Genomic DNA, 13,707 nt, shown 5'->3' with positions numbered 1-13,707 from the left:
TAGCCATGCTCGATCGCGACGAGGATATTCTGAAGGCCGCCGAGGACTGGCAAAAGGCCGGCCGTGGCGTCGCGCTCGCAACCGTGGTGGAGACCTGGGGCTCGGCACCGCGCCCGGCAGGCTCGAGCCTTGTCATCAACGACGAGGGCACGTTCCTGGGCTCGGTCTCCGGCGGCTGTGTCGAGGGCGCCGTGGTGACCGAGGCCATGGATGTGATCCAGAGCGGCAAGCCCAGGATGCTGGAGTTTGGCGTGGCCGACGAGACTGCCTGGAATGTCGGGCTGTCCTGCGGCGGCACCATCCGCGTCTTCGTCGAGAAGGTCGGCTAGCCGTGAAGCTCGCAATTTTGCACGAACTCAATGCCGAGCGCGCCGCGCGCCGGCCAGTCATTCTGGTGACGGACACCGAGAGCGGCGAGCAGCGCCTGGTGAAGGCCAGCGATTTTGCCAAGGATCCCTTGCGAGCTGAGCTCGACAAACAACTGCGCATGGGCAAGAGCGCCAGTGTCGAAGCCGGCGGCAAGAAGATTTTCCTCAACGTCTACGCGCCGACCGCAAAGCTCGTCATCGTCGGCGCGGTCCACATCAGCCAGGCCTTGGCGCCGCTGGCGCGCTCGCTCGGCTACGACGTCACGGTGGTCGATCCGCGCACGGCCTTTGCAAGCCCCGAGCGCTTCCCCGACGTTCCCTTGGTCGCGGAATGGCCCGACACGGCGCTGCCGCCGCTCAACGTCGATGCTTACACGGCTTTCGTCGCGGTGACGCACGATCCCAAGATCGACGACCCCGCGCTGCTGCACGCCTTCGAGCGCAACTGCTTCTATATCGGCGCGCTCGGCTCGCGGAAGACGCATGCCAAGCGCGGCGACCGGCTGCGGGCGCAAGGCGCCGATGACTCTGACATCGCGCGCATCCACGCGCCCATCGGGCTTGCAATCGGCGCGGTCTCGCCATCCGAGATTGCGGTGTCGATCATGGCCGAGATCACGGCGGTGCTCCGCCTGCCGCCCAAAGAAAAAGAAGAAGCGGCATGAAATTCGGCCCGGCGAGCCCCAAGGATGCGATCGGCGGGGTGACCGTCCACACCCTTCGCCAGGGACCGCTGGTGCTGAAGAAAGGCACGACGATCGGCCCGGCCGAGATCGAGGCGCTGGAGCGGGCCGGCATCAAGGACGTCGTGGTGGTGCGGATGGAGGAGGGCGATGTCTCCGAGGACATTGCCGCCGCAAGCATCGCGCTCGCCGTCGGCGGCGAGGGCATTCATGTCGAGCGCGCCTTCACCGGCCGCGCCAATCTGTTTGCGGCTCGCCCGGGCGTGCTGGTGATCGACCGCGGCGCGGTCGACCGCATCAACAATATCGACGAGGCCATCACCTTCGCGACGCTCTCCGCCTTCAAGCCGGTGGTCGAGGGCGAGATGGTCGGCACCGTCAAGATCATCCCGTTCGGCGTCGAAGGAAACTTGCGCGATGCCGCGGTGAAGGCTGCGGGCCTCGACGTGCTGAAGATCGCGCCGTACGTGATCAAGCGCGTTGGCGTGGTTTCGACGCTGCTGCCAGGCCTGTCCTCCAAGGTGATCGACAAGACGTTGCGCGTCACCGCCGAGCGGCTCGCGCCGGCCGGCGCCGGCATCATCGCGGAGCGGCGGGTCCAGCACGAGGAGCAGGCGCTTTCAGCCGCGATCAAGGAATTGCTCGCTCTTGGCGCTGAACTCGTGATCGTGTTCGGCGCGTCCGCGATCGCCGACCGCCGCGACGTGATTCCGGCAGCCGTCACCGGGATTGGCGGCGAGATCGAGCATTTCGGCATGCCGGTCGATCCCGGCAATCTGCTGCTGATCGCCCGTGCCGGCAGCGTGCCGGTGCTCGGGGCGCCCGGCTGCGCGCGTTCGCCGGTCGAGAACGGTTTTGATTGGGTGCTGATGCGGCTCCTCGCCGGCATCAAGGTGACGCGTTCCGAGCTGATGGGCATGGGCGTCGGCGGCCTCCTGATGGAGATCGTGACGCGGCCGCAGCCGCGCGCCAAGCCGGAGATCGAAGGCAACAGCAATATCGCGGCCATCGTGCTCGCGGCAGGACGCTCGACCCGCATGGGCGGACCGAACAAGCTGCTCGCCGAGCTCGACGACAGGAAGCTGGTGCGGATTGCGACCGAACAGGCACTGGGCGTCGAAAGCATCCGAGGTGATCGTCGTCACCGGCCATCAGGCCGAGTTGGTCGAGCAGGCACTGCAAGGCCTGAAGGTGCGGTTCGTCAAGAATCCGGATTTTGCCGGCGGCATCGCAAGCTCGGTCAAGGCAGGCATCGCGGCCGTCCCCGAGACGTCCGACGGTGCTGTGGTCTGCCTCGGCGACATGCCGCTGATCGATGCCGGCCTGATCGACCGCCTCATCGACGCCTTTGCGCCGGACCGCGGCAATCTCATCGTCGTGCCGGTCAGCGAAGGCCGCCGCGGCAACCCCGTGCTGTGGTCGCGCCGCTTCTTCAAGGAGTTGATGACGCTCGACGGCGATGTCGGCGCGCGCCATCTGATCGCCAAGCACACCGAAGCGGTTGCCGAAGTGCCGGTCGACGGCAAGAGTGCCTTCCTCGATATCGACACGCCGCAGGCGCTGGAAGCGGCAAGACGGGGATAGTTAGCCTTGCGGTTGCGCGCTTGCGCAGTCCGCTAGGGTAACCGACCAATTCTGCTTCCGCGGTGAGGTACTTTGGTGGATTGCGCTCGGCCAATCCGCCCTACACGGCTGTTTTCAACCCTCCGTTCACCATCTGGAAACGACCGCGGCTTACAGTCGCCTTCGCCTGCCTTGGGGGAGGGGATTTCCATGCCTTCGAACGTCGTCGCGCACCGTTGCGCGATGTTTTTCTTTGCGCTGTCGGTTTTTGTCGCCGGCGCGCGCCACATCACGGATGCGCACGCCGCCGGCGCATTTGCAGTCGGCAAGTGCGGCGCCTACGGCCAGGCCTTCGATTATGGTGCCGAGCACGAAGCGCGTGCGGCGGCGCAGAAGCAATGCAAGGGCGATTGCACGACCGTGACGATGAAGCGTGCTTGCGCGGCGATGTCGGTCGACCTTTCCAATCCCTGCGGCGCCTATGGCTATGCCGTCAAGCCGAAGATCTCGGCCTCGCTTAATGCCGCGACGCGCGAATGCTACAAGTTCGGCGGCAAGGAATGCGTGATCCGCGCCTGGGCCTGCGACGTCAAGGGGTAATTCCTCTTGCTGTCATTCCGGGGCGATGCGTAGCATCGTATCCGGAATAACAGTTAGGGATATGCATGGAGTTCGATACCAAGGTCGCCATCGTGATCCGCGCCGATCTTGCGGCCTGGCAGAAGCTCAACGTCGCGTCCTTCCTCACAAGCGGCATCGCCGCGGCCTTTCCGGAATGCATCGGCGAACCCTATGAAGATGCATCAGGCACCAAATATCACGCGCTGATCGGCCAGCCGATCCTGATCTACGGCGCCGACGGTCAGGCGCTCGCGCGCGCGCTCGATCGGGCCCTGACGCGCAACGTCGCGGCGGGGGTCTACACCGAGGACATGTTCAGGACCACGCACGATGCCGCCAATCGCGAGGCGGTGAGGGCGGTGGCGCGCACTGACCTCAATCTCGTCGGTCTCGCAATGCGCGCCGAGCGCAAGGTGATCGACAAGATCGTCGATGGCTTGAAATTCCATAGCTGACGTAGGTGCCGGTTGGTTTCACCTCTCCCGCTTGCGGGAGAGGTCGGCGCAACGCGCCGGGTGAGGGTTCTCTCCACTAGGGGATTGTCCCGTTGGTGAGACACCCTCTCCCCAACCCTCTCCCGCAAGCGGGAGAGGGAGCACACCCCCCACGTGGGGCCAGTGCCTCACCCCGGCGGCATGCCCTCAAACTTCGGCAGGTCCGGGTCGAGGCGATCCCAGTCATGACCGCGCGCGGCGTAGGTCACCACTTGCGGCTTGTAGCGGGCGGGCTCGTCGAGGCTTGCGGCGCGGATGGTGAAGATGTCAGGCATCGCCGCGAAGGTCATGTAGACCGGCAAGCCGCAGACGGAGCAGAAACCGCGAGTCTTCACGTTGCCACTGTCGCCGACCATGTCCCAGTGCTTCGCCTCGCCCATCACTGTGACACCGGCGCGCGCGAAGGTCATGTACGAGCCATGGCCGCTGCCGCTTTTCCCGCTGGCAGTCCCGGCACTGGCAGTGATTGCTGAACAGGGGCTCACTGGAGATCGAATAGCGGATCGAGCCGCAGGCGCAGCCGCCGGTAAAGGGCTTGGTCATTGCGATAACTCCTTACTTGTCTTCGCCGCTGATCTCGTCGAGCTGGCGGACGACCTTCTTCCAGCCGCCGCTCATGCCCGTGTAGGCCGATTCGTTCCTGGGTATGACGAAGCCCGCATGAACCAGACGGATCCGCGTGCCGGCCTCGACCGGGGTGAGGGACCACGTCACGACAGTGTCGAGCGGCGCGCCGTAGCCGGTGTTGCGCTCATCCCCGCCCTTCCAGGCGTAGACGAGGCGCCGGTTCGGCATGACTTCCAGGACGCGGCAATGGATGACGCCATCCCAGGCGCCGCCCGGCGTGGTCTGGTAGGTGAAAGTGTTGCCTTCGACGGCCTCGAAACCGGTCGGCGGCATCAGCCAGCGCGCGATCAGCTGGGCGCTGGTCAGCGCCTTCCAGATCGTCTCCGGCGCGTGAGGGAGCACCTCGTCGATGACGATGTCTTTTGCCTCGGCTTTCAATTCAACAGCACTCACGGATCGATCTCCTTCAAGAGGTCACGCAGGTTTTGGAAGCGCTCGCGCCAGAACACGCCGTAATGGTCCATCCAGGTGACCAGCGGCTCGAGTCCTTGCGGCGCGGCGCGGTAATAGACGTTGCGGCCCTCGGCGCGCTCGGCGACGAGGCCGGCCTGCTTGAGGGACTTCAAATGTTGCGAGATCGCGCCTTGGGTCACGCCGCTGCCGCGCGTGAGTTCGGCGACGCTGATCTCCTTGCTCTCGAATACGCGCTCGAACACGGCGCGCCGGGTTGGATCGGCGAGGGCGCGCATGACGCTGGTGACTGGGTTTCGGGCGGTTTCAATCATAGTAGTTCAATTAGCATTGGCTAATGAATTAGTCAATACTAATTCATTAGCCGGTTTACGTCTGTGGCCCTGACTTGACAATGACTGACTAGTCAGTCATTTCTTTGGCATGGCAAGGAAGCCGACCAAAACCGCCGCCCCATCCGCAGCTCGAGCCAATGCGAAGGCCTCTGTGGTCGCCAGAAGCGACGAGGCGCCCGCGTCGAGCCGCGCCACGCGTGCGGCGGAACGGCGCGCGGCGATCGTGGACGCGGCGATGGAGGAGTTCATCGTGCGCGGCTTTACCGCGACGCGGCTCGACGACATTGCTAAGCGCGCGGGCGTGGCGAAGGGCACGATCTATCTGCACTTCAAGGACAAGGAATCGATGTTCGAGGAGTTGGTGCGCACCGTGATCGTGCCCGTCGTGGCGAAGCTGAATGCGTTGCCGCCGCCGACAGGCTCGGTGCGCGATCTCGTCGAGGCTTTTGCCAGCAATTTTTTGAAGGAGGTCATCGGCACCAGGCGCGGCGATCTCGTGCGACTGATCGTAGCGGAGGGGCCGCGCTTTCCTTCCGTCGCCGACTTCTACTACCGCGAGGTCGTCTCGCGCGGAATGGCCGGCATGCGCGCGCTGATCGAGCTCGGCATTGCCCGCGGCGAGATCCGCGAGAAGAACCTCGCGCGCTACCCGCAAATCCTGGTTGCGCCGGCGATGATCGCGGTGATCTGGCAGAGCCTGTTTGCGCGGCACGCGCCGCTTGATGCGCAGGACATGCTGCGGGTCCATCTCGATTTGATTTTTGGCGAACGGAGGACGACATGAAGTCGTCGCTAAACATCTCTCACCTCATCCTGAGGAGCGCGGAACGCGCGTCTCGAAGGATGCAGCCCCGGCTGTGGCCTTTTGCCCTTCGAGACGCCGCTTCGCGGCTGCTCAGGTTGAGCGGTCGACAACGGTTGCTCCCGCCAAACGCGATTCAGTTTTCGGCGCGGTTCTGTTCGATCGCGATTCTAGCCCTCGCAACCGGACTTGCCGGTTGCAAGGAGAAGCGCGATCCCGGCTTCCAGGGCTGGGTCGAGGCCGACATGATCTATGTCAGCCCGGACGAGGCCGGCCGCGTGACGAAGCTGAACATCCGCGAGGGCGACGAGGTCAAGGTCGGTGATCACCTTTATTCCGTCGACGACGATCTCCAGCTTGCCGACCTCAACCAGAACAAGGCGACGCTGGCGAATGCGCAGCAAACCTACGATCGCGCGGCTTCGCTAAGCAAGACCGGCTCGGGCACGCAGGCCAATCTCGATTCCGCGGTCTCCTCCTTGCGCGTTGCCGAGGCACGGGTGGCGACCTCGGAGACGCGGATGGCGCGGCGCAAAGGTTTTGCGCCAGTCGCCGGCACCATCCAGCAGATCTATTTTCGCGAGGGCGAGATGGTGGCGGCGCAGCGGCCCGTGCTCTCGATCATGCCGCCCGGCAACATGAAGCTGCGCTTCTTCGTGCCGGAGACCGAGCTGCCGAAGCTTGCGATCGGCGACACGGTGCGGATCGCGTGCGACAATTGCGCGGCCGATCTCACCGCAAAGATTTATTTCATTGCGACTTCGGCCGAATACACCCCGCCTGTCATCTACAGCCTGGAGGAGCGCAACAAGCTCGTCTATCTGATCCAGGCGCGGCCGTCGCGGCCCGACGCGTTGCGGGTCGGACAGCCGATCGACGTCTATCTCACTCCAAAAACGCCCGTGGCGGACAAGCGATGAGCGGCGACAACGGCATCGCGATCGACGTCAAGGGCCTGACCAAGTCGTTCGGCGGCCGCGAGGTCGTGCACGATCTGTCGATGCAGGTGAAGCGCGGCTCGATCTACGGCTTCCTCGGCCCGAACGGTTCGGGCAAGACGACGACCATCCGCATCCTCTGCGGCCTGCTCACGCCCGACAGCGGCGAGGGCACCTGTCTCGGCTACGACATCCGGCGCGACGCTGACAAGATCAAGCGCCAGGTCGGCTACATGACCCAGCGCTTCAGCCTCTATCAGGATCTCTCTGTCCGCGAGAACCTCGAATTCGTCGCGCGGCTGTATGGCCTTCGCGATGCGCGCGGCGCCGCGCGCGACATGATCAAGCGGCTGGGGCTCTCGGGCCGCGAGGAGCAGCTCGCGGGCGAACTCTCCGGCGGCTGGAAGCAGCGGCTGGCGCTAGGCGCCTGCACGCTGTCCAGTCCAAAATTGCTGCTGCTGGACGAGCCGACCGCCGGCGTCGATCCCAAGGCGCGGCGCGATTTCTGGAACGAGATCCATGCGCTCGCGGCCGACGGTCTCACCGTGCTGGTCTCGACCCACTACATGGACGAGGCCGAACGCTGTCACGAGATTGCTTACATCGCCTATGGCCATCTGCTGGTGCACGGCACCGTGGAGGAGGTGATCGCCAAATCCGCGCTGACGACCTACACCGTGACAGGCGAGGGGCTGAACGAGCTCGCGGCCGGGCTCACCGGCAAGCCCGGAATCGACATGGTGGCGCCGTTCGGCACCTCGCTGCACGTTTCGGGGCGCGACATCGCCGCGCTTGAGGGCAGCATCGCGCCGTGGCAGGCGAAAAGCGGGCTGCACTGGAATAAATCGTCGCCGTCACTGGAGGACGTGTTCATCGAATTGATGGGCCGTTCCAAGGACAATTTCCAATGAGCGCCGTCGATCATCGCGAACCACAGCACGCGATCCGGGAGCGCTTTGGTTTCTGGACACGCTCCTATGCGATGCTGGTCAAGGAGTTCATCCAGCTCAAGCGCGATCGCGTGTCGTTCGCGATGATCGTGATGCTGCCGGTGATGCAGCTCCTGTTGTTCGGCTATGCCATCAACACCACACCCCACAATCTGCCGAGTGCGGTGCTGCTCCAGGAGGACTCTGATCTCGCCCGCTCGATTCTGAAGGCGCTGGAGAACACCAAATATTTCCGCTTCCTCTACGAGGTGCACGATGTCGAGGATTTCGACAATCTCCTGAAATCCGGCAAGGTTCTGTTCGGCGTCGAGATTCCGCGCGGCTTCGAGCGGGCGGTGCGGCGCGGCGACAGACCGGCGCTGCTGGTCGCCGCCGACGCGACCGATCCGGTCGCAGCGAGCGCGGCGATCGGCTCACTCGGCATGGTCGTGCAGACCGCACTCAAGCACGATCTCTACATCGGCGATCCCCCGGAGATGCCGTTCGAGATCCGCGCACATGCGCGCTACAACCCCGCCGCGGCGTCGAGCCTCAACATCGTTCCCGGTCTCGTCGGCACCATCCTCACCATGACCATGCTGATCTTCACCGCGCTCTCGGTCACGCGCGAGGTCGAGCGCGGCACGATGGAGAACCTGCTGTCGATGCCGATCAAGCCAGTCGAGGTGATGTTCGGCAAGATCATCCCTTACGTGCTGGTCGGGTTCGTCCAGGCCTTCCTGATCATCGGCATCGGCGTCGTCCTGTTTGGCGTGCCGATACTCGGCAACTTGTTCCTGCTGGCCGTTCTGTCGACCCTGTTCATCAGTACTAATCTTGCGATCGGCTACACGATCTCGACGCTGGTGCAGAACCAGCTCCAGGCCATGCAGATGTCGATGATGTTCTTCCTGCCGAGCATTTTGTTGTCGGGCTTCATGTTTCCGTTCGCGGGCATGCCGGTCTGGGCGCAATATGTCGGCGAGTGCCTGCCGCTGACGCACTATTTGCGCATCGTCCGCGCCATCATGCTGAAGGGCGCGACCATGCAGAATCTGCGTTTCGATGCGCTGGCATTAGCGGTCCTGATGCTGCTCGCCATGACCATCGCTGTGACGCGCTTCCGCCGCACGTTGGATTGAGGCACAATGCCCCGGAATCGAGGGGTGGAATGGTCAGGTTCGCGAGCAGGAAGACGCGGCAGCACGCCGCGCTATCGGAGGATTTCGAGCGCGAGCTGACGCGAGAGGTGCTGCGCACCGAGCTGTTGCGGGTGCGGACGCTGATCCTCACGGGCTGCGTCATGACCGTGTTTCTCACTGCCATCTATCTGGTCGATCCAGCCGTCGTGAACCGGGTCTGGCGCGGGACGGAAGGCCTGGCCGAGGTCTCCTACGGCCTGCTGGTCGGCTTCATCCTGTTCGAGGTCTGGGTCCACGTCCAGATCAGAAGGAACCTCCGGCTCGATCGCGACCTCCCGGTGATCAGGCGCTATATCGGTGCACTGATCGAAACGTCGCTGCCGACGCTGATCTTGATCCTGCAGATCCGGACCATGGGCGCGAGCCAGGCGCTCGGCTTTGCCGTGCCGCTGATGTATTTCATCTTCATCATTCTCTCGACACTGCGGCTGGATTTTCGGCTTTCGACCTTCACTGGCTTTGTCGCCGCAGCCGAGCTGCTCGCCGTGGCGCTGATCTACGATCGCGCCAGCGGCGTTGGTGAGCCGCAGACCTATTTCCATGCGGTGCGCAGCATCATCATCCTGGTCTGCGGCGTGCTCGCGGGCGCGGTCGGTGCGCAACTCCGGCGACAGTTTGCTGCGAGCATTGCCGCGGCCACCGCGCGCGACCGGGTGACGAACCTGTTCGGCCAGCACGTTTCTCCTCAGGTGGTGGAGCGGCTGATGGCGGCGGGAACCAGCGCAGGCGGCGACCTTCGCCGCGTCGCCGTGATGTTCGTCGATTTCCGCGGCTTCACTGCCGGCGCGCAGACGCGCACCCCGCAAGAGGTGGTCGACCGGCTCGATGGGGCCTTCGCCGTGCTCGTCGATATCCTCGATCGCGAGGGCGGCATCGTGAACAAATTTTTGGGCGACGGCTTTCTCGCACTGTTCGGCGCCCCGCTGGAGGCCTCCGACGCCGTGCATCGCGCGGTCGCCGCAGGCCGCGAGATGCTGACCGCGATGGGCCGCATCAACGCCGAGACGAGCTGGCCGCTCAAAATCGGAATCGGCATCCATTTCGGCGAGGTCGTCGCCGGCAATATCGGCTCGCCCCGGCGCAAGGAATATACGGTCATTGGCGACACCGTGAACTTCGCCTCGCGGCTGGAGGCCCTGAACAAGGAGTTCGGCTCGCAGCTCTTGATCTCCGCGTCCGTTCGCGAAGCGCTTGGTGAGGACTGCGACGATGCCGTCGCGCTCGGCGAGGTAGAGGTGCGGGGCTATGAGCAGAAGGTCGCGGTGTTTCAATTGGGGTAACGCGCCGTCAATGCGAGTTGCCTTTCGTTGAAGCGGATCGCGCTTCGGTGAGGGCGGGTGATGAACTATCTCTGCTAGCTTTCGGGTCTTGCATTTGTGGAAGCCGCTTCTCGGCTTTCAACCCGTCACCGCAATTGCTCCGATTGCTCCGAATATTGGGGCATGACGGCCGACGTCGACGGCTTGTAGACTGCCGGCGACGCGGCCGGTCGCGGCCGCGACTTGCACGAGGAAGTGAAGATGCAGCGCCGCTACATCACCGTCGACGTGTTCACCGACCGCGCCTTCGGCGGCAACCAGCTCGCCGTGGTGCTCGATGCCGGCAGGTTGTCGACCACGCAGATGCAGTCGATCGCGACCGAGTTCAACTATTCCGAGACGACCTTCGTGCTGCCGCCGCGCGACAAGGCGAATGATGCCGAGGTGCGCATCTTCACGCCGGTCAGGGAGCTTCCTTTCGCTGGCCATCCCAATGTCGGTACCGCCTTCGTGCTGGCGACGATCGCGAAGGAGCCGAAATCGTGCCTGCGGTTCGAGGAGAAGGCCGGGCTGGTGCCGGTCGATATCTTTCGAGAGCAGGGCCATGTCATCAGCACCGAGCTCACAGCGCCGCAGCCGCTGTCTCGGCTGTCGCAATTGTCTGCCGCTGATGCCGCGCGCTGCATCTCGCTCAGCGCTGAGGACATCAAGGTCGACCGTCACGCGCCGCAGGTCGTCAGCGTTGGAACGCCGTTTCTGGTGATCGAGGTGCATTCGCGCGATGCGCTCAAACGGGCGAGGCCCGACGCGGCGGCCTTCGGCAGGCTATTTCCGCGCGATGGCGCATTCTCGGCGTGGTTCTATACGCGCGATGTGCCTGCGGCAGAGGCGCCTTGCGAGCGCCAGGCGCGGATGTTCATGCGCGGCGCCAGCGGCCTCGTCGAGGATCCCGCCACCGGCAGTGCCACGGTCGCAGCCGCCGCGCTGTTCGCCGATCTCGATTCAGCGCGCGACGGTGAATTGAAGCTGACGGTCGGCCAGGGCTTTGACATGGGCAGGCCGAGCATCCTGCTGACGCGCGTGCGCAAGCAGGACGGCAAGATCGTCTCAGCCCATGTCGGCGGCAGCTGCGTGCAGATGATGGAAGGGACGTTCCGGTTGGCGGGTGAGGGATAGGCCTGTCCACTCGTCATTTCGGGCTCGCGCCACAGCCCAAGATAAGCCCGTCATCATGAGGTGCGAGCACTTGCGGGCCTCCAAGGATGCACGGCTGCTGCATTGGCGTCACGCCGTCGTCCTTCGAGGGCCGCTGAGGAAGCGGCCACCTCAGGATGACGGCTACGGTTAAAGCCGTCGTTTCGTCCTCCCGCGCGAAGGAGGCTAGACCTGCCGGCCCGCCAAATTCCTCACCTCCACCCCATCCCGCTCCTCGATCACCTCCGCGATCATCTGGCGGTGGCAGTGGGTGTGGTCGCGCTCGTAGCAGAGCAGGCACACGGGGCCTGCCTTCTTCACGAGCGCCGCAAGCTCGTCCATCTCTTCCCTGGCCTGCGGCGTCTTCAGGTGCTTTGCGTAGATCTTTTCCAGCACATCGTATTGCCCGCTGCGGGCGGCGAGGCGGCCTTCCTTGGGTGTGCCGAGGGCGGCGAGATGGACATAGGCGATGCCGCGTTCATCGAGGCCTGCGGATAATTGATTCTTGGAAAAGCCGGGCCGGCGCGATGACGTCACCGCGCGCACGTCGACAACGAGCTTGACGCCGGCTCGCTCCAGCTCGTCGAGCACGGCCTTGGGCGGCGTCTGCTCATAGCCGATGGTGAAGAGTTTTTTTGCCTTTGCCATGAAACACCTCAGGTCACTCGCGCGATCAGTTCCATGGCGCCGGCCGGCGCGCGCACCTTGCCCTCGTGGATGACATAGGCAAACACGTCGCGCGGCTCCTTCTTCGGCTTGGCCTGGTCGACCTTCGGCAGGTCATCGGGTTCACTTCCCTCGGCCCAGTCCTGAAACCGCTTGGCCCAGGCATCGAGCTGCTTCGGCGGATAGCAGGTCTTGATCTCGTCATTGCCCTTCTGGAGCCGCGCATAGACGAAATCGCCGGCAACGTCGGCGATCGCCGGATATTTGCCGTGTTCGGCGAACACGACGGGCGTCTCGAATTCGCGGATCAGCGCGACGAAGTCTGGCGTGCAAAAACTGTCGTGACGGACCTCGACGACATGGCGCAGTGCGCGCCCCTCGAGCTTGCGCGGCAACAGCTCGAGGAACTTGCCGAAATCGGCGCCGTCGAATTTCTTGGTCGGCGCGAACTGCCACAGCACCGGCCCAAGATGATCGCCGAGTTCCAGTACGCCGGAATCATAGAAACGCTTGATGGAATCGCCGGCTTCCGCCAGCACGCGGCGGTTGGTGGCGAAGCGCGGTCCCTTCAATGAAAACACGAAACCCTCCGGTACTTCGCCTGCCCATTTGCGAAAGCTCTCCGGCTTCTGCGAGCCGTAATAGGTGCCGTTGATCTCGATCGAGGTCAGCTTCGAGGCCGCGTAGGACAGCTCCTTCGCCTGCGTCAGCTTCTCCGGATAGAACACGCCGCGCCAAGGCTCGAAAGTCCAGCCGCCGATGCCGATGAAGATGTTGCCGGATTTTTTGGACGCGGTTTTTGCTTTGGCCACGGGAGGACTCGCATCGAGGGGAGGGACCTCATCCTAGTCAAACCAGATGTGATTGGCCAGTTGCGACGCCCCGTCTAAGGTCGCGACAGGACCCGCAAAAAAAGGAGAACAAGATGCGGATGCTGATGGTGGGAGCGGCGCTCGTTATGATGACATCTGCTGCCATGATATCTTCAGTCATGGCCGACGATGACGATGCCAAGGGTGCGCAGAAGCTCGCCATGCAGGGCCGCGACGATTACTGGCATTGCCTGGCGCGGGAATATTCGCGTGATAGCAATCAGGGCAAGTCTGAGCAGGATTTCGGCCGCTCGGTCGCCGGCGCCTGTCCGTCGGAGCGGCAATATTACCGTGTGGCACTGCTCGACTTTCTCACCACGCAGTATCCGACCATTGATGGCGGCGCCCATCTCGCCACCGCGAACAGGGCCGTGGAAGCGGCGCAGAAGGACATCGTGACGGCCTTCGTCAAGCACAGGCCGCCCCAGAAATAGCCCCCTTGAGTGTTGGCGTCCCGCAAGCCCTTCCGGCTGTGCGCTGATCCATGGTATCAGTGGGGGCATCTGGAACAGGGATGGGTTTCCATGTCGTCTGAGTCGGTGGGTGGCATTTTGGGGGCGATCGTCGCGGCGATCGTGCTTGCGGTCGCCGTCGTCTTCGGGCCGATCGGCCAGTACGGCAAGCCGCCCAAGCCCGTGAAAGTTGACCCGGCCGCGGCTACGGCCCCGGCGGCCCCTGCCGCGCCCGCGCCACGCGGGCCGGTGATCAAGGAAGTCCCGAACCAATAAAGGCCTGAAAAGGGT

At 64.1% G+C, this 13,707-nt stretch carries 16 protein-coding genes and 2 pseudogenes; 13 read left to right on the top strand and 5 right to left on the bottom strand.

What is annotated here, in order from left to right:
* Window positions 1–5: 5 nt before the first annotated feature.
* From ACVWYI_RS27040 to ACVWYI_RS27020, 5 genes and pseudogenes are all read left to right on the top strand, one after another.
* Window positions 6–329 (top strand): XdhC family protein, encoded by a 324-nt coding sequence (locus ACVWYI_RS27040; protein WP_007602422.1) that lies wholly within the window; start codon window positions 6–8, stop codon window positions 327–329.
* 2 nt (window positions 330–331) lie between these two features.
* Window positions 332–1,033 (top strand): XdhC family protein, encoded by a 702-nt coding sequence (locus ACVWYI_RS27035; protein WP_456663651.1) that lies wholly within the window; start codon window positions 332–334, stop codon window positions 1,031–1,033.
* Window positions 1,030–2,635 (top strand): annotated as a pseudogene (locus tag ACVWYI_RS27030) (NTP transferase domain-containing protein). The gene ACVWYI_RS27035 and the pseudogene ACVWYI_RS27030 overlap by 4 nt, the downstream one beginning before the upstream one ends.
* A gap of 189 nt (window positions 2,636–2,824) precedes the next feature.
* Window positions 2,825–3,214: a DUF4189 domain-containing protein gene (locus ACVWYI_RS27025; RefSeq protein ID WP_247444508.1), complete on the top strand. Its 390-nt coding sequence runs from the start codon at window positions 2,825–2,827 to the stop codon at window positions 3,212–3,214.
* 65 nt (window positions 3,215–3,279) lie between these two features.
* Window positions 3,280–3,690, top strand: coding sequence for a DUF2000 family protein (locus ACVWYI_RS27020; RefSeq protein ID WP_456663650.1), 411 nt, complete (start codon window positions 3,280–3,282; stop codon window positions 3,688–3,690).
* 167 nt (window positions 3,691–3,857) lie between these two features.
* Here the strand turns inward: ACVWYI_RS27020 and ACVWYI_RS27015 are convergent.
* From ACVWYI_RS27015 to ACVWYI_RS27005, 3 genes and pseudogenes are all read right to left on the bottom strand, one after another.
* Window positions 3,858–4,272: pseudogene (locus ACVWYI_RS27015) on the bottom strand (GFA family protein).
* 12 nt (window positions 4,273–4,284) lie between these two features.
* Complete coding sequence (locus ACVWYI_RS27010) at window positions 4,285–4,749, bottom strand: SRPBCC family protein (protein WP_456663649.1); 465 nt, start codon at window positions 4,747–4,749, stop codon at window positions 4,285–4,287.
* A complete protein-coding gene (locus tag ACVWYI_RS27005; RefSeq protein WP_247338966.1) occupies window positions 4,746–5,081 on the bottom strand; it encodes an ArsR/SmtB family transcription factor in 336 nt (111 codons plus the stop codon). Before ACVWYI_RS27005 ends, ACVWYI_RS27010 begins: the two co-directional genes overlap by 4 nt.
* A gap of 109 nt (window positions 5,082–5,190) precedes the next feature.
* Between ACVWYI_RS27005 and ACVWYI_RS27000 the strand changes: the two genes are divergently transcribed.
* The 6 genes from ACVWYI_RS27000 (at window position 5,191) to ACVWYI_RS26975 (ending at window position 11,408) form a co-directional block, all read left to right on the top strand.
* Window positions 5,191–5,886 (top strand): TetR/AcrR family transcriptional regulator, encoded by a 696-nt coding sequence (locus tag ACVWYI_RS27000; RefSeq protein WP_456663648.1) that lies wholly within the window; start codon window positions 5,191–5,193, stop codon window positions 5,884–5,886.
* The gene (locus tag ACVWYI_RS26995; RefSeq protein ID WP_456663647.1) at window positions 5,883–6,824 is read left to right on the top strand and encodes an HlyD family secretion protein; all 942 of its coding nucleotides are present in this window, start codon (window positions 5,883–5,885) and stop codon (window positions 6,822–6,824) included. The genes ACVWYI_RS27000 and ACVWYI_RS26995 overlap by 4 nt, the downstream gene beginning before the upstream one ends.
* Complete coding sequence (locus ACVWYI_RS26990; protein ID WP_456663646.1) at window positions 6,821–7,753, top strand: ABC transporter ATP-binding protein; 933 nt, start codon at window positions 6,821–6,823, stop codon at window positions 7,751–7,753. Before ACVWYI_RS26995 ends, ACVWYI_RS26990 begins: the two co-directional genes overlap by 4 nt.
* On the top strand, window positions 7,750–8,913 hold the full coding sequence (locus ACVWYI_RS26985; protein WP_456663645.1) for an ABC transporter permease: 1,164 nt from the start codon (window positions 7,750–7,752) through the stop codon (window positions 8,911–8,913). The genes ACVWYI_RS26990 and ACVWYI_RS26985 overlap by 4 nt, the downstream gene beginning before the upstream one ends.
* 29 nt (window positions 8,914–8,942) lie before the next feature.
* The gene (locus ACVWYI_RS26980) at window positions 8,943–10,253 is read left to right on the top strand and encodes an adenylate/guanylate cyclase domain-containing protein (RefSeq protein ID WP_456663644.1); all 1,311 of its coding nucleotides are present in this window, start codon (window positions 8,943–8,945) and stop codon (window positions 10,251–10,253) included.
* A 240-nt stretch (window positions 10,254–10,493) separates the two neighbouring features.
* Window positions 10,494–11,408 (top strand): PhzF family phenazine biosynthesis protein, encoded by a 915-nt coding sequence (locus ACVWYI_RS26975; protein ID WP_456663643.1) that lies wholly within the window; start codon window positions 10,494–10,496, stop codon window positions 11,406–11,408.
* A 204-nt stretch (window positions 11,409–11,612) separates the two neighbouring features.
* Here the strand turns inward: ACVWYI_RS26975 and ACVWYI_RS26970 are convergent, their stop codons facing one another.
* Window positions 11,613–12,074, bottom strand: a complete 462-nt coding sequence (locus tag ACVWYI_RS26970) for a DUF488 domain-containing protein (protein WP_247444518.1) — start codon at window positions 12,072–12,074, stop codon at window positions 11,613–11,615.
* A gap of 8 nt (window positions 12,075–12,082) precedes the next feature.
* Window positions 12,083–12,904, bottom strand: coding sequence for a DUF72 domain-containing protein (locus tag ACVWYI_RS26965; protein WP_247338947.1), 822 nt, complete (start codon window positions 12,902–12,904; stop codon window positions 12,083–12,085).
* Between the two features lie 113 nt (window positions 12,905–13,017).
* Here ACVWYI_RS26965 and ACVWYI_RS26960 point away from each other — a divergent pair, with 113 nt between their 5' ends.
* Together ACVWYI_RS26960 and ACVWYI_RS26955 are read left to right on the top strand one after the other, a co-directional pair.
* Window positions 13,018–13,398, top strand: coding sequence for a hypothetical protein (locus ACVWYI_RS26960; RefSeq protein WP_247338945.1), 381 nt, complete (start codon window positions 13,018–13,020; stop codon window positions 13,396–13,398).
* A gap of 90 nt (window positions 13,399–13,488) precedes the next feature.
* Window positions 13,489–13,692, top strand: a complete 204-nt coding sequence (locus ACVWYI_RS26955) for a hypothetical protein (RefSeq protein ID WP_354046373.1) — start codon at window positions 13,489–13,491, stop codon at window positions 13,690–13,692.
* The last annotated feature ends 15 nt before the right edge of the window (window positions 13,693–13,707 follow it).

Source organism: Bradyrhizobium sp. LB13.1 (assembly GCF_054056815.1).
The sequence above is the reverse complement of the archived record's forward strand: the minus strand, read 5'-3'. Positions and strand labels throughout refer to the sequence as shown.